Origin of the sequence: Candidatus Hinthialibacter antarcticus (genome assembly GCA_030765645.1) — a bacterium.
Lineage (GTDB): Bacteria > Hinthialibacterota > Hinthialibacteria > Hinthialibacterales > Hinthialibacteraceae > Hinthialibacter > Hinthialibacter antarcticus.
Window position 1 is genome coordinate 54,238 of sequence record JAVCCE010000039.1, and the last position, 17,656, is coordinate 71,893.

The following is a 17,656-nucleotide window of genomic DNA, read 5'->3' on the forward strand; positions in this document are numbered from 1 at the left end:
CATATAATTTCTGTCATCATTCCAGATAGACGGCGACTTCTGACAATCCAACATTCGGCCCGTCGTCTTTCACTCCCATAATGACAATACGGATGGATTGCACATCCATCTCATCAAATGCAATAACGAGTCCCTGAGACGCGTCATCCATTAGAGTCCCAAACGAGTATTGAATCTGATCGTTAATTACAATGATTCCGTTATAAATCTGGTCTTGATGATTGGGGCGGTCAAACAGCATGATGCGATTGGCTTTCTGCGGGGCGTCCCATTGCAGGCGAAGCCACGCATCGCGGCCTTCTCCCGAGCTCGCCCATTCCTGTTGAGAATCGCCAGGGACGCCGCCCACTTGTCCGTCGATTGCGCCATCTGGCGAGTATCCAGCGAACGTCGAACTCGCCGTCGCAGTCGCGTTCAAAGCAAGGTTCGCTTCCACTGAAGGTAAATGATCGCGATACTCATATCGAACCAACGGGCGATTCGAGGCTTGATAGACTGCTATTTCTGAGAAGCCAATATTCGGGCTACCCGGCTTCACCTGATTCACCACTGCGGCCATCCAAGTAATTTCACGCGGGCCAAACCGTATTTCATACGGATGCTGCGCCGTGTTCTCTAAGACGCTAAACGGAATAACACTCTCATCAGAGAAAACAAGCGTCCCGCCGTACACCTGGTCTTCTGCATTAGGTCGGTCAAATAACAAGACGCGATCAATTATTTGGGGAGAAGCCCAAGTCAATTTCGCCCACGCGCCTTCCTGCTCTCCATCGCTGATCCATTCAAATTCTAAGGGGCCCGGGTGGCCCGCGACGATACAGTCATTAATTGCATACGGCCTTGATACCCCATACACCGAGCTGGTTTCCGCTTTGGCAAACTGTGCGATGTTGTCCGGCAAAAACAACTTGCCTTCCTTCTTGTCATAGTCCGCCTTCCCAATTACGCAGAGCGAAAAGAGAGCAATCACCAGAACGGGAACGACGAAATGTATTTTTTGGACTCGAACCGTTCCTTGCGCGACCGGAGCAATTGCGGCAAGACACGGTAAGACGGAAATCAGAAAACGGTAATCTTCACCGGATTCTCCCACCGCCAATATCAAAATCGACGCTCCCGTGAAGAAAAGCAATATCCATGCTTCGTCGCCCCAAAAATGTAGCGAAGGCGATTGCATCCACTTCTGGACGACTACGCACAAACGTACCAAAAGAAACACGCCTGATAACCGAACCAATACGACATAAACAGGAAGCCAAGGATGGTTGGCGGGCAGTGGTTTTGCGATGCCTGCCTGTAACGGCATCACCCGGTCGCGGACCTTTGGCCCGAACAACTCCGCCATGCGGTCTAATGTATGTCTGGCGCTGACAAATGGATGGGTAACAATGAAATGAACAACTTTCGATTTCAGTTCGTTGCTGACTTCAATATGTCGAGGGTTATTATAATATTTCCACCCTTCTTCTAATTTCACTGTTGCTTCGGGCAACGGAAATACGGGTTCCCAACAACGCCGCAAATTAAAACCGCTATTGTTGCTTGCAAGCAATTGGCCATCGTTATACAGAAATAGTTTAAGATGCCATCCGCCGCTCAGCAAAATAACTGGAACCAGAAACAATAACCAAATACTCCAATGCCTTTTGCTCAGACGAATTAGAGAAAATACTAACAAAAACGGCAGCAGCACAAAAACAAACGGGCGCGCGGTTTCAACGAACGCGAGACTCAATCCGCTACATGCTGCGAGTACCGCAGAGAGAAGCCAACCACGTTTTTCATCGGCGGCATGTCGAAGGCACAAAATATAAAGCAGAAAAAAACATGGAACCCATAGGTCATATATTTGTGGATTCAATGGATGGATCTTCGCCGTCGCCCAGGTAAATACAATCGCTTGCGCCGCGCTCCACCAATATCCGGCGACGCCGCGCTTCAAAGCAATGATCGACAGAAAGAACGCCGCAAACACCAAAGCGCGATATAGATGAATTGTGACGAGTTCAAAATGACCCATCAAATGATACGAAAGAATTTCCAACCCGGCGATCACGGGCGGAATTGGAACGCGTAAATCCCGATAGAAAATTTGAATTTGCTGCCATGACTGACAGATTTCGACGAACTCGTCTTGCGAATACACCCAACTCCATGTAAAGGATGGAACGCCGTTGCCATAGCGGGCGAACGGCGCCGCAAACAGGCAAAACAAGACGACAACAACCGCGCAATGGACTCGCGGCGACATCCATCGCGGCGGCGCTTGTTCGGTTGGCGTACTGCCCGTATCGATTTTTGCGTTCTCATTCATAACAGCCACAGAGTTAATTGTATTTTAAATTCTATGTATCAAGCAAACCTGCATCAAGCAAGAGCTAGACGAACGCTGTGTTTTTTTGAATAATCAATACATCTATATATAGTGGGGAGCCATTTCCATGAACCGACCTCTTACCCGGAGAGAATTTATCGCCCGATCCAGCGTCGCCGCATCCGCCAGCGCATTGCTGATGAACCCGGCCCGCGCCGCTGACCAGGAGCGCCCGAACATTCTATGGATCACCAGCGAAGACAACGGCCCGCACATGGGTTGTTACGGCGATTCATTCGCTGACACTCCCCATCTTGATGCACTCGCGAAAAAAAGCCTCATCTACATGAACGCTTGGTCGACCGCTCCAGTTTGCGCCCCGGCTCGCACCACCATCATCTCCGGCATGTACCCGCCCTGCACCGGCTCCGAACACATGCGCAGCACGTCAATCCTGCCGTCAGGATTCAAAATGTATCCACAGTACCTACGCGAGGCCGGATACTATTGTACCAACAATTCCAAAGAGGATTACAATTTAGAAAAACCGGGACAAGTGTGGGACGAATCGAGCGGTAAAGCCCACTTTCGCAATCGAAAAGAAAACCAGCCGTTCTTTGCGATATTCAATTTCACCACAACCCACGAAAGCCAAATTCGTAAACGCCCGCACGAGCAAGTTCACGAGCCCGACAAAGTCTCTATTCCCTCCTATCACCCCGACACGCCGGAAGTGCGCCAGGACTGGGCGCAATATTATGACAAAATGACCCAGATGGACGGGCAAGCAGGAGAGATTTTGGCCCAACTTGAAGAAGACGGTCTTGCCGACAACACTATTATCTTTTACTACGGCGACCACGGCTCAGGAATGCCGCGCAGCAAACGCTGGCCCTACAATTCGGGCTTACATGTTCCAATGATCGTCCACATCCCCGAAAAATACAAACATCTCCGCCCACCCGATTATAAAACAGGCGGCAGTTCAGACCGCTTGGTCGGTTTTATAGACCTTGCGCAAACGGTCTTAAGTCTGGCGGGAATTCAGCCGCCGACGCACATGCAAGGCCACGCCTTCGCGGGCGCGTACACCCAATCTCCTCCGAAATTAGCCTACGGCTTTCGTGGACGCATGGACGAACGCTATGACATGGTGCGTTGCGTTCGCGACCATCGCTACCTGTACATTCGCAACTACATGCCGCATAAAGTCTATGGACAGTATCTTGCGTATATGTTCCAGACGCCGACCACGCGAGTTTGGAAAAAAATGTACGACGATGGCAAACTTGAACCGCCTCAAACTTATTTTTGGGAAACCAAACCGTCTGAGGAACTCTATGATTTAGAAAATGATCCTGACGAAATTCACAATCTTGCCAATTCGCCCGCGCATCAGGAAATTAAAGAAAAACTACGCCAAGCCAACCGCGAGCACTTATTGAAAATACGCGATGTAGGCTTCTTGCCTGAAGGCGAAATCCACGAACGCAAAGGCTCTACGCCTTATGAAATGGCGCGGGATTCGTCCAAGTATCCAATCGAAAAAATTATGAAGGCCGCCGAACTCGCATCTTCAATTGAAAAGAATGAAGCGAAGAATGAAAGCCTTGCGAACCCAGAAGAATTTAAAGCAATCTTAAATAATCTTTCTGATACAGACAGCGCAGTACGCTACTGGGGCGCAATGGGCGTATTAATGAGAGGAAAAGCCGCCGTCGATCAAGCTAAAGCGAATTTGCAAAATGCGCTGCAAGATGAATCTCCCTATGTTTCGTCAATCGCTGCGGAAGCCCTCGGACGATACGGCAGCAACGACGATGTAAGCAAAGCGTTACCGGTGCTCGAAAAATGGGCGAACATCAAATCCCACAACGCCTTTGCCGCGATGATTGCATTGAACGCGATCATCGCGATCGGCGAAAAAGCCGACTCGCTTAAACCCGCATTAGCGAAAATGGAGCGGGTTGACCCATCCGTCCCCAAACGTACGCAGAGTTATGTTGGTCGGTTAATGCTGATGTTAGTCGGCGAATAATTATTGAAATATTTCTTCACGCGCCCTCAACTTCTTGGGGGCGTTTTTTTTAGATGGACGGAGAGAAAAAGTAAAAAATCAGCCAGTCGATGCGACCGCGTTTAATGAAGTACATCCCCGAAAAACGCATCACCTCTTTGATTTTTGCGCGGTATTCCGGCTTGTAACAATGAGTAGGACATTGCTTGCATTTTGGTTTGGGATCATAGGGGCAATGCTTCACGCGCGCACAGGCGTATTCAAATAAATCACGGCATTCATCGCAGAGTTCGCCTTTGCGAGGCGCATGTTTTTTATTGCAATAGACTTGGATAAATGCTTCTAGAACTTTGCGGTTTTTTTCATAGACTTTTTCATCAACAGGCCCTGTTCGTCGGCCCAGCGAGGCGGAGTCCAGCGGCTTTGAGAATATTCGATTTAAGATCATTTGATAGAAACGCTTATTACGAGAGAGCAAACAATTACAATTGAGTTGCGTTTTGTTCTTTCAATTTTGCAACCGCTTTTTTCACATCTTGCGCGCGGTCGTTTGGGCACACCAATACGGCGTCATGCGTCGTAACGACAATCGCGTCTTTCATGCCAACAACGCATACCGCCATTTTTTCTCCACCGGGTTCGTTAAAAGCAGTCACATTGTCGCAGTCAATTAAAATAGGATTTCCAACAGCGGTGTTGCGCCGTTCGTCGCGTCGCCGAATCCGGGACAATGCGTCCCATGAGCCGAGGTCGTCCCATCGAAAATCACCCAAAGTAACAAAGACGTTTTCTGCTTTTTCCATCAAGCCGTAGTCAATTGAAATATTCGGCAAGGCCTCAAATACGGCATTGAGTTTTTCGCTCGCGTCGCCGCTTCCCTCTTCTAAAATCAACGCCATCGACTCAATGCTAGTTGATAGTTCCGGCATATGAATTTGCAAACTATTCGTAAAAGTCGACAGGCGCCAGAAAAACATGCCGCTGTTCCAATAATAAAACCGCGAAGCCTGATAATGTTCTGCGTCTTCCAGGTTGGGTTTTTCGAGAAAGCGCGAGACGCGATAGATGGGGATGCCGTCTTCGTCGGTAATCGGTTTATTCAGTTCCGATATTTCAATATAGCCATATCCGGTTTCAGGCCGGGTGGGGTGCGTGCCAATGGTCAGCAATGCGTCTTCTTGTTCGGCGAAACGCAGCGCCGCTTTAATGGTATCGCAAAAGCGCTCTTCATCGCCGATCAAGTGGTCGGCGGTGGTCACCGACATCAACAGGTCGCCGTCTTCATTGGCGAACCGCGCTTTGGCATGGGCGGCGGCGAATGCCAGACAGCCAGACGTATTTCGACGCAACGGCTCGCCGATGATGTTTTCGGGCGGATGGTTCGGCAGCGCTTCACGGATCGGCCCGAGCAAATCCTGACTGGTCGCAATCAATACACGCTCCGGCGGCAACACTGGCGCCAGACGGTCGACCGCTTCTTGCAGCATAATTTTTTCATCGCTGGTTAAATGCAGCAATTGCTTGGGACGCATCTGACGGCTCACCGGCCAAAAACGCTCGCCCGAACCGCCTGCCATAATCACGCCAACTGTTTGAAGCGCCATACAAACAATCTCCTATAAATTCAACTTGATGATATCCTACATTCAACTGGCCTAGTTTCTATAGTGAGAACACTGATTTGGGGAGAGAACCATGCAAACTCGACGCAGATTTTTATCGACAGGCGTTTCAATGACAGCCGTTTCCACATTTTCGGTTCGATCTTCATCCGCTGCCAAAGATTACAAGGCGGCGGTCATAGGGCGCACCGGCGGCGGCGACTACGGGCATGGCTATGACAGAATTTTTAATGGACTTGATAACATCAGCGTCGTTGCGGTCGCAGACCATGACGAAAATGGCCGCATGAAAGCGGCTGAGCGCTCCGGCGCCAAACGGCAATACGCCGAATATCGAGAAATGTTAGAAAAAGAAAAACCGGACTTGGTCAGCATCGCCCCGCGCCAGCCCGATTGTCATAAAGATATGGCGATCACAGCGATTGAAAGTGGCGCCCATGTATTTATGGAGAAACCGATCACTGAAACCCTAGAAGACAGCGACGCCATCATTCGCGCCGCTGAAAAACATGGCGCAAAAATTTTCATCGCCCATAACCGACGTTACACCAAATTGTTTCGTCAAATTCAACAATTGATTAAAGACGGTTCAATTGGAACAGTGCTTGAAATGCGCGTGTATGGAAAACAAGACGCAAGAGCGGGCGGCGAAGACCTGATTGTTTTAGGCGTACATGATTTCGACTTAATGCGGCTCTATTTCGGCGACCCGCTCTGGTGTAACGCAACCGTTCAACAAGATGGGCGCGACATTACGATCAACGACGCCCGTTTGGGCCGCGAACCCTATTTAGTCGCAGGCGACACAATGTGCGCAACGTTTGCGTTTCCAAACAACATCTTTTGCCATTGGACTTCAGTCAAAACGGACGACCATTGGAACACCAATTTCTCGAAGCGTGAAAAATGGCGTTTTGACGTCAATGGAACCAAAGCCATCATCGCTTATCAATCAGGACTCGAGGCCGCCATTTGGAATTCACCCTTCCCCGCTCACACTGACGGCAGCGTTCAATGGAAAGACCTACCCGAACCAGAAAATTGGAGCCTGCCTGAACATGAGCAACACCCTATCAAAAATTTGATTCACGCGGTCGAAAACGACGTGCAACCGATTTGCAGCATGTATGACGGTCGCTGGGCAATCGAAATGGTTTCATCGGTTTATGAATCTCATTTTAAACAAGGCCGGGTCGCGTATCCACTCAAAAAACGAGGCCACCCATTACGTCAATCTTAACAAAAACTAAATATCGACATCCATTGGCATAATAACCGCTGAGGCTATTATGCTTGGACGCAGATGTTTAATTCGCACGGTCCTGCTTTTGATTGATTTGATAATGGTTTCGTTTATTCAGCGCCCGACGCGCTATTTTTATCTGAAGATCATTCGCCAGGAAGGCTCGCCCGACCAAATTTCCGCAGGCATGGCGCTTGGCGTTTTTATTGGTTTAATCACCCCGCCCGGCCCGCAAATGGTCCTTGCCGTCATCATCGCGACATTTGCTGGAGCGAACCGCATCTCCTCCGCGATTGGCGTCTGGATCACAAACCCGCTTACGATTCCATTCATCTATCCCGTCCAGGTTTGGCTCGGAAGTTTGGTTTCCGGCATCCCCCTGAATTTTACTGCGCCGACAACGATCCCCGAACTCTGGGAGTTGTTCACAGATAGCCAAAACCAATGGAACTTAATTGTCACTTTGATGATTGGCGCGTTTGTATCTGCGATTGTTACGTCGTTTGTTTCATACTTCGCAACGAAATTTGTTGTAAATTCTTATCGTCAAAAAAAACTCGCCCGGCAAGAGCGCATTCGCAAACGCCAAGAAGCCGCGCAAACGCAAAAATCCGCCGCTCAATAAGAGGCCAACGTGTTTCATCTTTCTCAGCGTATGGAGTCGGTTCAAGACCCAGTGATTCCCATCATTGGACGTTTGGTTCGTGAAACGCCCGGAACCATTAACTTCGGGCAAGGCGTTGCCCATTACCCGCCGCCGCCGCAAGCGCTAAGCGCTTATCAAACCTTCCTTGCAGACCCAGCGAACCATAAATATCACCCAGTCGACGGCGTCCCCATCTTGAAACAAAAACTCGTCGAAAAACTCCAACGGGAAAATGGAATCACGCTCAATCGTTCATCGGCTGAGGCGCGCTTATGCGTCACCGCAGGCGGGAACATGGCGTTTTTGAATGCAGTACTCGCGATCACAGACCCCGGCGACGAGATCATTATTTTGGCGCCGTTTTATTTCAATCACGAAATGGCGGTGCGAATCGCGGATTGCAAACCGGTCTTTGTTCCAACCGATGAAAACTATCAGCCTAATTTAAACGCGCTTCTCGACGCCGTCACCGAACGGACCAAAGCCGTCTTGACCGTCTCGCCAAACAACCCGACTGGCGCGGTCTATCCAGAAGCAACTCTGCGTACGATCAACAAAGTGTGTTTAGACCGAAGCCTGTATCACATCCATGATGAGGCGTACGAATACTTCACTTACAATGACGCAACCCATTTTTCACCGGGTTCGATCGACAACGCCAATCATCACACCGTTTCGTTATTTTCATTTTCAAAGAGTTATGGGTTCGCAGGCTGGCGCATCGGCTATATGACGTTTCCCGTCCGGCTTGAAACGGCCATCCATAAAATACAAGACACGAATCTAATCTGCCCGCCCATCGTATCGCAATACTCCGCAGCGGGCGCACTGGAAGCCGGCGGCGCATATTGCAAGCAGTTTCTCTCATCGTATAGCGAAGTACGTCATAAGGTTCTGGATGAATTGAATGAGATTGGCGACCTCTGCACAATTCCTCCTGCCGACGGCGCGTTTTATTTCTTCCTAAAGATCAACTCAAACTGTTCGCCGATGGAACTTGCGCGGCGTCTCATCCTCGAACATCAAGTTGCGTTGATGCCGGGCCATGCGTTTGGTATGGATCAAGGTTGTTATTTGCGGCTATCCTATGGTGCGCTTTCGTCCGAGCAAGCAATAGAAGGAACCGCTCGACTCAAACAAGGGCTTCGGGCAATCATCGGGAGCCAATGACCATGCAAGCCTTCGGCGTTCAACTCGATATGGAATGGGAAAATAAACCCGCCAACTTTGAACGAGTGCGCTCCCTTTTGGATGCGCAAGACGTTCCATCCAACAGCCTGATTGTCTTGCCGGAAATGTTCGCGACCGGCTTCAGCATGAACCTAACTGACATCCATGAGCCGGAAACGGGCCAGACGGCGGCGTTTTTACGCGAGATTGCTCAAGAAAAAAACTCGTACTGCGTAGGCGGGTGCGTCGGCATGGGCAACGACGCCAAAGGCCGCAATCAAGCGCTGTGCTTTGATCCGAGCGGCGCCGAGGTCGCGCGATATACGAAAATGCACCCATTCACCTTCGGCGGCGAGACCAAACATTACACGCCAGGGGATGAGATCAATTTATTTAAATGGGGTGAATTCACCGTCGCGCCGTTTATTTGTTATGACTTGCGTTTTCCTGAAATTTTTCGTCACGCAACGCGGATGGGCGCCAATGTTTTTCTTGTGATCGCTTGTTGGCCGCAAGCGCGTGAAGCGCATTGGATGTTGCTCTTACGCGCCCGCGCCATTGAAAACCAAGCATACATCATCGGCGTAAACCGCTTCGGCAGCGACCCGAAGTTGCAATACTCAGGCCGCAGCCAGATCATTGATCCAATGGGGAACATCCTCACGGACGGCAAGAACCATGAGACCATTATCAACGCAAAACTTGACTTTGAACAATTGACTCAATACCGAAACGATTTCCCTGTCCTACAAGATATGAGGATTGAGTACAAAAGATAAGCACTAACAAACGAAGCCGTGGGGGACGGCGCTGCAAGCGCCAGGGGGATCAGTTTTGTAAGGCGGGATGAATAAAATGAATCCCACCATCGGATTTCAAAAAGTTTTTATTGGTGGGTTTCGCTGCGCTCAACGCCACCCTACTTGAAACGCATTCTTGATTCGGCAAATCACTTCCCAGCCGCCGCGTTCAGTTGCATCGCTTTTGTTAATTCTTCATCCAAAATCAAGCGACCGTCTTCTTTATTGAAGAACCCAAACCCGCCGTCGAGTTCCCACTTGCACCAGCCGACTCCATGCTTTTCAAACGCATCAATCAAATCACGGTGCCAAGCCAATAAACTTTGGCGCGGCGCAAAATTACGATATGCGCCAAATTCATTACATGTGACGACAGCGTTATATTTCTTCGCCCATTGCGCGGCTATAGAAATTTCCTCATTGATCTTCTCTGCGTTCCATCGCTGTTTTCCATAATCAATCAGAGTGTCTTTTGATTTTTGATTGTCAACTAATTTCACTGCCTTTTCTAACAATTGAGGAGACGACGGATACGGAACTTCGCGCATCGGTCTGACATGCTCACTCGTCCAACTGGCGCCCTGGTGAGTCAATGGAAACGGCTCATAAAAATGAAAGTTGTACACAATGTTTGGGTCATCAAGCGGTTTGAGTTTAACAAACGTGTGCAGGTTCGACCAATGAGCGCAGGTCGCAAGAATTGTGTGTTGAGGAGCGTTCTTTCGAATCGCTGATACTAGGCGGTTTTGAATGGGAACCCAGTCTTCAGTATGACCAACAAACGTTGGCTCATTCATCGGCTCAATGAATACATAATCAGGATCAAACTGACTGAGGTGTTTTGCGAACGACGACCAAAAGTCGATAAAGGTTTTCACAAATTCAGGATCATGCTCAATCGGCCCTGAATAATTGCTGCTCTCGCCTTCGAGTTTAATGTGATGCAGATCAATGATGACGCCTAACTTGCGCTTGATGAAAACCTCAATTCCTTGATCCAGGAGTTTCAATGAACGCTGGTTGAGTTTGTCTGGCTCTTGGGCGTCATAAATTGTTTTCCATTGAATCGGGATGCGCACATGCTTAAAGCCGACAGCTTGGATTAAGTCGAGGTCTTGATGGCTTACGCGTTCTGTTAACGCGGGCGCAGGTTCCGGCCCCAGCCATAACCATCGAGGGATGTTGATTCCCTTTGATAGACGCTCCACCCGTTCCGGCGCGACTCCCTCGGCACTTTCAGCAGAGTAAGCGCTCATCAAATACAGAGCGAAGATTGTTGTAAGTATGAGTAAAAACGCAAAAAATTTCTGGACGGCGCTTAATTCATTCATGGTGCAATTCCCCCCGGAGGCGCGGATGAATGTCGTTAATCAACGGTTGTTCATTTCTACACTATCAAAAGGGTAGTCAATTTGCAATGAGAAATAAAAATGCTAGATATTACAAAGCATTCCCTTTATAATATCAGCGTTTTTCGCGAACTTCCTACCAAATTGTAGGATACATGGGGTTGGAATCCAATCGTCTGACCCGGGAAGTTTTGCGAGGGGGAAATTGATTTCAGCAACACAAGGAGATGGAGTAATGACGGCAACTGGTAGAGTCAAATGGTTTAATGAGCAAAAAGGCTATGGTTTCATTGAGCAAGAAGGGGGGCAAGATATCTTTGTCCACTACACGGGCATCAATGGAGATGGGTTCAAAAACCTCTACGAAGGCCAAATGGTTCAGTTTGAGGTTACCGAGGGCGAAAAAGGCCCCAAAGCGATTAATGTCGCCGGCGCGAACGGCGAATAGTTTAACAAGCAATCACCCTGAAACGCCCGCTCAATTCGCGGGCGTTTTTTATATCCATTTTTTTATTCTCCTCATAAAAAACATGCTTTAATACGTCTCTAACATTCCGTTCTTAAAGTGCGCTCTAACTGAATTTGCATCCGAACGATTTGTCTAAACATTCAATTATTTTAAGGTGACTTTTATATGAGCAAGCCCAAAGGGGCTGTAACGGCCTGGTTGGAACGGTCTCCGAATTTTGTCTTTGTCCTTTACGCCATCATTGCTTCATTCAGCGTTTATTTTTGCATGTACGCCTTACGCAAGCCCTGGTCAGCCGCAACCTTTGACAGCGCGGGTTGGGAAGCCTTCAAGTATTGGGCGGGCGTCAGCCAAATTCTTGGTTACGCGCTTTCAAAATTCGTCGGCATTAAAATTTGTTCTGAAATCAGCCACGCAAAACGGGCCATCTCCATCATTGGCTTTATCTTTATGGCCGAACTGGCTCTATTTCTATTTGCCGTTGTTCCTGGAAATTTTAAAATCGTCGCCATCTTTCTAAACGGCATCCCCTTGGGCATGATCTGGGGTCTGGTGGTCAGTTTTCTCGAAGGCCGCCGTACCTCCGAACTTTTGCTGGCCGGTTTAAGCTGCTCCTTTATCGTATCCAGCGGCATGGTAAAAGACTTTGGACGTTGGCTCATGATGACTTGGAGCGTCTCCGATTATTGGATGCCCTTCGTAACGGGCCTATTTTTTCTGGGGCCGCTGGTATTTTTTGTTTGGATGCTCAGCCAGCTGCCGGACCCAAACCCCATTGATGAAGATGAACGCACCCGTCGCGCTCCAATGAACGCGCAACAGCGAATTGAGTTTTTCAAATCATTTCTGCCTGGAATGGCGATGCTCTTAATCGCCTATTTCTTCTTGACCGCTTACCGCGACTACCGCGACACATTCGGCATCGAAGTCTTCATCACAATGGGATACGAAGATCAGTCCGGCTTGTTCACCCGGGCCGACCTGCCTGTCGCGTTCGGCGTCTTAGCGGCTTTAGGAGCGCTCAATTTCATCAAGAACAACAAATGGGGATTGATCGGCGCCTACTTCATCATGGCTGGCGGAACCGCGCTGCTCGGTGTTGGCACTCTATTATATGATATGAAAATTATTTCAGGCTTGACCTGGATGACCCTGACCGGGCTAGGGTCATACCTCGCGTACGTCCCCTACGGTTCGGTGTTATTCGACCGCACAATTGCCCACACCAAAATTGTCGGAACGTCCGTCTTTGCGATCTATGTTGCAGACGCCTGCGGATATACGGGCTCCATTGCGACTATGATCGCTGATTACTATGTTTTCCAAGAGATGAAACACTTCGAGTTCTTTCACGCCTTCACCTATTTTATGTGCATTTTAGGCACGGTTCTCTTACTCTGTAGTTGCGCCTATTTCATTCGACGCAGCGAAACCATCCGAAAAAGTGATCTAGTCATTCAAGACGCTTCCCTACCGAAAGCGTAATGTTATATTACGCTTGGTGAAATCTCTGCAAACTTTCACCTACTTTTTTGCTTAAATCATTTAACCTTCCGGGCCTTCTATCCGATAACTATGTTGTAGTTATTTTATTTTAGAGGGCGACGAAACAGGGAGGTTTCACCATGATGAATCCATTGGATGGACGATGGACAGTTGCAGACGTTTATGAACACACAGGCCTTAACTGCCACATGCTGGGCGATTTAGAAGACGCAAAAGTTATGCTCACTTCCGCAGTCGAACACGGCGAACAAGATAACGATGACGCCGAATTTTTGGTAAGTAAGTATCACAATCTTGCTGTCATCTACTTTGAACTCAATGACTTCAAGACGTCTGATGAGTATTTTCACAATGCGCTTCAATGCTTTGTGGACAACCCAAATATGGACCCGGAAAAACTGGCATTGCTGCTGAATAACTACTCACTTTTGATGGACCGACGCAAAGATTCGGTTCTTTCAGAAGCATTCAGCATCTGTGCGGAGTTCGTCAGTTCGACTTGGTTCGCTTCACAAGAAAACGAATCCTTCATCACCAGCAAGCCAGTCACTGTATCACTGATGAACGTAGCATAAATCAGAAACGAATCGTCTTTAAGCAAAGAGGGCGCACAGAATTACGGTGCGCCCTCTTTCTATAATTTCGGGGTTTATTGTGGTTCATCCGGTAAGTGAATATTTATATTGATGGATGGCCATGATTTTGATTACGAAAACGTATTTCGGCATTTCAAAAATTGCCAACCCAAACTTACTGTATGGAGGGTGGCTGCGGGATGTTCACGACGCGCTCCGGCGCAAAACTTTTTTCCTCAGCCAGCGGGTCAAACAACAAACAAGAACAGCGCGTCCCAATTAAATTAGGGAGGAATTCTTTAGAGAACACTTCGACGATATCATATTGGGCCCGCATAAAGGTCTGCTCTAACCACGAATACGCTCGGGCTTTGCTTGACCAGACAGGCACAGCGATATCACCGCCCGGTAAATCAAAATAAAGCGGGCTGACCTGAGCGGACTGATCGTCATGCTGACCGATAATAAAAAATGCTGACGGTAACTGGTCAATATTCATTGTTGAATATTGAGATTCTACCATGAAATTGCTTAACGCGGGATCGCTTTCCCATGCGGATCGACATTTGGATGTTCCATTTCACGGTCCAGTTTTTCCGTCATATCCGGTGTAATGTGGTGCTCAACCCGGTCGGCGGGATCATGGGTGTGGTCTGCGGCGTACCCAATGCCTTCCAGGAACGATTCATACAAGCGGTGCCGTTTGATGAGTTCTAACGCTTCATGATTGCCGTTTTTTGTAAGAGAAAATTTCAAATTCATTTCTTCCAATAAGCCTTTACGCACCAAACGGCGCGCAGTTTTTTCGGCATCCGGCAACAGCCACTGCTGTGCTTCGCTAATATCCATTACTGAAAACGGCGTAACCAATCCGGTTTCGACCTGCCGCCCCACCCAAAGCAATACGTCTTCTTCCGCCACGCGGTTTGATAATCGTCGTCTCGATAGCCATCGGGTAAAGACTCCGTGGGTTGGCGAGAAAAACAAAGCCAGCGCAAATAATAATCCCGCCACGGAGCCCATGGCCCCGGCGATTGAACTATCGAGCCAAACGGCAGTAAAGTAGCCAAGAAATGACGTCAAGGCTCCAGCGATAATCGAATAGAGAAGCATAATAGACAAGCGGTCAGTCAATAAATACGCCGTCGCTGCAGGCGCGATCAACATGGCGACCACCAGGATCACGCCAACGCTTTCAAATGCGCCAACCGTCGTCACAGCTACCAGCGTCATCAGAACATAGTGCATCAATGTTATGGGGATTCCGACGGCGGCCGCCATCGCAGGGTCGAACGCGCACAGTTTAAACTCTTTATAAAACAAGCCAATGACAATTAGATTGAGCAACAACAAGCCGCCGTTGACCCACACCGCGCGCGGCCCCAAATAAACGCTGCCCCACATCAATACGTCCAAAGGCGTCAGCGCGATTTCACCCTCTAATACGCAATCCGTGTCTAAGTGGACGCCCTCGCCAAACGACGAGACGCCAATGACGCCCAATGCAAACAGCGCAGTAAACGTAACGCCCAACGCGGCGTCGTGTTGTACGCCCCCGTTGTTAAGCGTTTGAATGATGAATGTGGTCAAAATGCCTATCAGCGCAGCGCCAAGAAACATCCAAACAATCGACATCGAATTGCTCAGAAGAAACGCTAGCACAATTCCTGGAAGAATCGCGTGGCTGATGGCGTCGCCTAGCATCGCCATGCGGCGCAGGATTAAAAAGCAGCCCAGCATTCCGCAGGCGGCGGCGGCAAAGGCGCCAGTCAGTATGATCCAAAAACCACTATAGATATCCATTGTCCTAATCCTTCGTTACGCCGTCGCAATCGGGTGCGCGGTAGGCGGCTGCTTCAAATTTAATTTGTGTGAATCCAGCAAGCGCTCGAGTTCTTTTACCGTTTCAGGCGTCAAGAAGTGCTCAATAAAATCAGCGTCCCGGTCGACGTGGTCTGCGTCAAATTCTTCTTCGTACATCAAGTACATTTCCCACAAGCGGTGGTTGCGCGTCACTTGGTAGGCCTGTTCCTGACCATCTTTGGTCAAACGAAAAGCGCCGCTTTGCTCTTCGACAAACTGATTGCTTTTTAATCCACGCAAATTCCGTAGCGCTTGCGCATGAGACTGCGAACGCATAGATGCGATATCTTCTAGCGGCGCCCAATCATCCCAGCCATTTTTTCGCTCCGACCATTCATATAACGAGCGTAGCGCGTTCTCTCGCGCAACCCGGCTGCGTAGGCTCCAGGTCCGTAGTCCTTTAGCAAGCAGCCCGCGCGCTGGAGCAAACAGCAGTGAAAGAATAAACATCAGCGTCGCCGACAATACGATCCAGGGGCCGGTCGGCATACGCGGCGCCAGAGCGCTGAGATACACACCTAGTGCGCCTGAAAGCCCGCCAAACAGCGCCGAAAGCAGCGTCATGCGGTTGAGGCGGTCCGTCCAATAGCGGGCGGCGGCGGCGGGGGTAATCAACATCGCCACCATTAACACAACACCCACGGCCTGCAAGCCAATCACAACTACCAAGACGATCAGGATGTTTAACAAGGCATCCAGCCAGGTAGACGAATATCCCAAACTATCAGCGAAGCCCACATCGAAGCACAACAGTTTCATTTCTTTGTAGAGCAGCAATGAAAAAACAATGACGACAATGGCGCAAGACGCCATGATGTAAACATCGCGCCCGATCATTGATGCGGCTTGTCCAAATATAAATGTTTTTAACCCGGCTTTGTTACCGCCGCTGGAATTTAAAATATAGGTCAATAGCACAATGCCGACGGCGAAAAACACCGACAGGACCAAGCCCAACGCAGCGTCTTCTTTGATGCGTGAATGCCTCGTAATAAACTGGATGCAAAAAGCGCCGAGCATCCCCGCCGCCAACGCGCCTAGCATAAACGCAGGGATCGAGCGCTCTCCCACAATCAAGTATGCAACGCACACGCCCGGCAGCGCGGAGTGCGCCAACGCATCACCGAGCAGACTGCGTTTGCGCAGCATGGCGAAACTGCTCAAGATGCCGCTGCAAATTCCTAACAATACGCAGCCCGCCAACACCCATTGCGCATTTATATCTGTGAGGAAATTCATTTCGGTTCCACCCCATGAGGTTGATTGATTGAGACGGCGTCGGCCAGTTCAGAAATAATGTTTAAGCGCCCGCCGTACGTCTTACGTAAATTGTCTTCGGTGAAGACGTCTTCGGTCGGCCCAATGGTAATCAGCCGCATGTTAATCATCAGCACCCAGTCGAAATAATCGTTCACCGTCTGCAAATCATGGTGGACAACAAACACGGTTTTGCCTTGCGACTTCAACGCTTTCAGCAAGGTAATGATCGCCTTCTCGGTCGCGACGTCGACGCCGGCAAACGGTTCATCCATAAAATAAACGGTCGAGTTTTGCGCCAGTGCGCGCGCCAAAAACACGCGCTGCTGTTGTCCGCCCGAGAGCTGGCTAATCTGCCGGTTGGCGAAATCCGCCATGCCGACTTGCTTCAAACAACCCATCGCATATTCGCGATCTCGCTTGGCCGGACGACGAAACCAACCCAAACGCCCGTAGACGCCCATCAAGACCACGTCCAACACATCGGTGGGGAAATCCCAATCGACCGACTCGCGTTGCGGAACATAGCCAATCTTTTGCCGCTGCTTGCTGATCGGTTCGCCGTAGCATTTCACCCAGCCTGACGCGGGCGGGACCAACCCCATCGCGGATTTCAACAGCGTTGACTTGCCTGCCCCATTCGGGCCGACGATGCCAATCAAAACGCCCTCAGGCACAACAAAGTCGATGTCCCACAACACCGGCTTGCGGTGATAGGCGACCGTGAGATCGTGCACCTCTAATGGAGGCGGGTTTGGAATATTGTATGAAAATTCAGAAGCGCTTTTCTGCGTCGTATCTAAAGCCGTATTCATTCGTTTCTCT

At 49.5% G+C, this 17,656-nt stretch carries 16 protein-coding genes; 8 read left to right on the plus strand and 8 right to left on the minus strand.

What is annotated here, in order from left to right; genetic code table 11:
- Window positions 1-16: 16 nt before the first annotated feature.
- A complete protein-coding gene (locus P9L94_09565; protein MDP8244315.1) occupies window positions 17-2,314 on the minus strand; it encodes a hypothetical protein in 2,298 nt (765 codons plus the stop codon).
- 127 nt (window positions 2,315-2,441) lie between these two features.
- Between P9L94_09565 and P9L94_09570 the strand changes: the two genes are divergently transcribed.
- On the plus strand, window positions 2,442-4,352 hold the full coding sequence (locus tag P9L94_09570; GenBank protein MDP8244316.1) for a sulfatase-like hydrolase/transferase: 1,911 nt from the start codon (window positions 2,442-2,444) through the stop codon (window positions 4,350-4,352).
- A gap of 49 nt (window positions 4,353-4,401) precedes the next feature.
- Here the strand turns inward: P9L94_09570 and P9L94_09575 are convergent, their stop codons facing one another.
- Window positions 4,402-4,779, minus strand: a complete 378-nt coding sequence (locus P9L94_09575) for a nitrous oxide-stimulated promoter family protein (protein ID MDP8244317.1) — start codon at window positions 4,777-4,779, stop codon at window positions 4,402-4,404.
- Between the two features lie 34 nt (window positions 4,780-4,813).
- Window positions 4,814-5,935, minus strand: coding sequence for a sugar phosphate nucleotidyltransferase (locus P9L94_09580; protein ID MDP8244318.1), 1,122 nt, complete (start codon window positions 5,933-5,935; stop codon window positions 4,814-4,816).
- A gap of 91 nt (window positions 5,936-6,026) precedes the next feature.
- Between P9L94_09580 and P9L94_09585 the strand changes: the two genes are divergently transcribed.
- Genes P9L94_09585 through P9L94_09600 form a run of 4 tightly spaced genes read left to right on the plus strand, consistent with a single transcriptional unit; the run spans window position 6,027 to window position 9,791 of the window.
- Window positions 6,027-7,193 carry a Gfo/Idh/MocA family oxidoreductase gene (locus P9L94_09585; protein ID MDP8244319.1) on the plus strand — a complete coding sequence of 389 codons (1,167 nt, stop codon included), beginning with the start codon at window positions 6,027-6,029 and terminating at the stop codon, window positions 7,191-7,193.
- A 49-nt stretch (window positions 7,194-7,242) separates the two neighbouring features.
- The gene (locus P9L94_09590) at window positions 7,243-7,821 is read left to right on the plus strand and encodes a DUF2062 domain-containing protein (protein ID MDP8244320.1); all 579 of its coding nucleotides are present in this window, start codon (window positions 7,243-7,245) and stop codon (window positions 7,819-7,821) included.
- A 9-nt stretch (window positions 7,822-7,830) separates the two neighbouring features.
- Window positions 7,831-9,012, plus strand: a complete 1,182-nt coding sequence (locus P9L94_09595) for a pyridoxal phosphate-dependent aminotransferase (protein ID MDP8244321.1) — start codon at window positions 7,831-7,833, stop codon at window positions 9,010-9,012.
- The gene (locus tag P9L94_09600; protein ID MDP8244322.1) at window positions 9,009-9,791 is read left to right on the plus strand and encodes a carbon-nitrogen family hydrolase; all 783 of its coding nucleotides are present in this window, start codon (window positions 9,009-9,011) and stop codon (window positions 9,789-9,791) included. The genes P9L94_09595 and P9L94_09600 overlap by 4 nt, the downstream gene beginning before the upstream one ends.
- 170 nt (window positions 9,792-9,961) lie before the next feature.
- On the opposite strand, the gene P9L94_09605 is transcribed toward P9L94_09600, so the two are convergent.
- Window positions 9,962-11,143 (minus strand): cellulase family glycosylhydrolase, encoded by a 1,182-nt coding sequence (locus P9L94_09605; protein MDP8244323.1) that lies wholly within the window; start codon window positions 11,141-11,143, stop codon window positions 9,962-9,964.
- A 253-nt stretch (window positions 11,144-11,396) separates the two neighbouring features.
- On the opposite strand from P9L94_09605, the gene P9L94_09610 reads away from it, so the two are divergent.
- The 3 genes from P9L94_09610 to P9L94_09620 all read left to right on the plus strand — a co-directional run bounded on the left by P9L94_09610 (window position 11,397) and on the right by P9L94_09620 (window position 13,711).
- Window positions 11,397-11,609: a cold shock domain-containing protein gene (locus P9L94_09610; GenBank protein MDP8244324.1), complete on the plus strand. Its 213-nt coding sequence runs from the start codon at window positions 11,397-11,399 to the stop codon at window positions 11,607-11,609.
- 186 nt (window positions 11,610-11,795) lie between these two features.
- Window positions 11,796-13,115 carry a DUF5690 family protein gene (locus tag P9L94_09615; protein MDP8244325.1) on the plus strand — a complete coding sequence of 440 codons (1,320 nt, stop codon included), beginning with the start codon at window positions 11,796-11,798 and terminating at the stop codon, window positions 13,113-13,115.
- Between the two features lie 140 nt (window positions 13,116-13,255).
- Window positions 13,256-13,711, plus strand: a complete 456-nt coding sequence (locus P9L94_09620; GenBank protein MDP8244326.1) for a hypothetical protein — start codon at window positions 13,256-13,258, stop codon at window positions 13,709-13,711.
- A gap of 175 nt (window positions 13,712-13,886) precedes the next feature.
- Here the strand turns inward: P9L94_09620 and P9L94_09625 are convergent, their stop codons facing one another.
- The 4 genes from P9L94_09625 to P9L94_09640 are packed head-to-tail and all read right to left on the minus strand — an operon-like array spanning window position 13,887 to window position 17,646.
- Window positions 13,887-14,210 carry a hypothetical protein gene (locus tag P9L94_09625; protein MDP8244327.1) on the minus strand — a complete coding sequence of 108 codons (324 nt, stop codon included), beginning with the start codon at window positions 14,208-14,210 and terminating at the stop codon, window positions 13,887-13,889.
- Window positions 14,211-14,242: 32 nt separating this feature from the next.
- A complete protein-coding gene (locus P9L94_09630; protein MDP8244328.1) occupies window positions 14,243-15,514 on the minus strand; it encodes a metal ABC transporter permease in 1,272 nt (423 codons plus the stop codon).
- A gap of 15 nt (window positions 15,515-15,529) precedes the next feature.
- A complete protein-coding gene (locus P9L94_09635) occupies window positions 15,530-16,813 on the minus strand; it encodes an iron chelate uptake ABC transporter family permease subunit (protein ID MDP8244329.1) in 1,284 nt (427 codons plus the stop codon).
- Complete coding sequence (locus P9L94_09640) at window positions 16,810-17,646, minus strand: metal ABC transporter ATP-binding protein (protein MDP8244330.1); 837 nt, start codon at window positions 17,644-17,646, stop codon at window positions 16,810-16,812. The genes P9L94_09635 and P9L94_09640 overlap by 4 nt, the downstream gene beginning before the upstream one ends.
- Window positions 17,647-17,656: the final 10 nt, after the last annotated feature.

What these genes read in the sequence shown, in the direction of transcription:
- P9L94_09565 (MDP8244315.1), bottom strand. Translation starts at nt 2,314, where the DNA reads ATGAATGAGAACGCAAAAATCGATACGGGCAGTACGCCAACCGAACAA.
- P9L94_09570 (MDP8244316.1), top strand. Translation starts at nt 2,442, where the DNA reads ATGAACCGACCTCTTACCCGGAGAGAATTTATCGCCCGATCCAGCGTC.
- P9L94_09575 (MDP8244317.1), bottom strand. Translation starts at nt 4,779, where the DNA reads ATGATCTTAAATCGAATATTCTCAAAGCCGCTGGACTCCGCCTCGCTG.
- P9L94_09580 (MDP8244318.1), bottom strand. Translation starts at nt 5,935, where the DNA reads ATGGCGCTTCAAACAGTTGGCGTGATTATGGCAGGCGGTTCGGGCGAG.
- P9L94_09585 (MDP8244319.1), top strand. Translation starts at nt 6,027, where the DNA reads ATGCAAACTCGACGCAGATTTTTATCGACAGGCGTTTCAATGACAGCC.
- P9L94_09590 (MDP8244320.1), top strand. Translation starts at nt 7,243, where the DNA reads ATGCTTGGACGCAGATGTTTAATTCGCACGGTCCTGCTTTTGATTGAT.
- P9L94_09600 (MDP8244322.1), top strand. Translation starts at nt 9,009, where the DNA reads ATGACCATGCAAGCCTTCGGCGTTCAACTCGATATGGAATGGGAAAAT.
- P9L94_09605 (MDP8244323.1), bottom strand. Translation starts at nt 11,143, where the DNA reads ATGAATGAATTAAGCGCCGTCCAGAAATTTTTTGCGTTTTTACTCATA.
- P9L94_09610 (MDP8244324.1), top strand. Translation starts at nt 11,397, where the DNA reads ATGACGGCAACTGGTAGAGTCAAATGGTTTAATGAGCAAAAAGGCTAT.
- P9L94_09615 (MDP8244325.1), top strand. Translation starts at nt 11,796, where the DNA reads ATGAGCAAGCCCAAAGGGGCTGTAACGGCCTGGTTGGAACGGTCTCCG.
- P9L94_09620 (MDP8244326.1), top strand. Translation starts at nt 13,256, where the DNA reads ATGATGAATCCATTGGATGGACGATGGACAGTTGCAGACGTTTATGAA.
- P9L94_09625 (MDP8244327.1), bottom strand. Translation starts at nt 14,210, where the DNA reads ATGAATATTGACCAGTTACCGTCAGCATTTTTTATTATCGGTCAGCAT.
- P9L94_09630 (MDP8244328.1), bottom strand. Translation starts at nt 15,514, where the DNA reads ATGGATATCTATAGTGGTTTTTGGATCATACTGACTGGCGCCTTTGCC.
- P9L94_09635 (MDP8244329.1), bottom strand. Translation starts at nt 16,813, where the DNA reads ATGAATTTCCTCACAGATATAAATGCGCAATGGGTGTTGGCGGGCTGC.
- P9L94_09640 (MDP8244330.1), bottom strand. Translation starts at nt 17,646, where the DNA reads ATGAATACGGCTTTAGATACGACGCAGAAAAGCGCTTCTGAATTTTCA.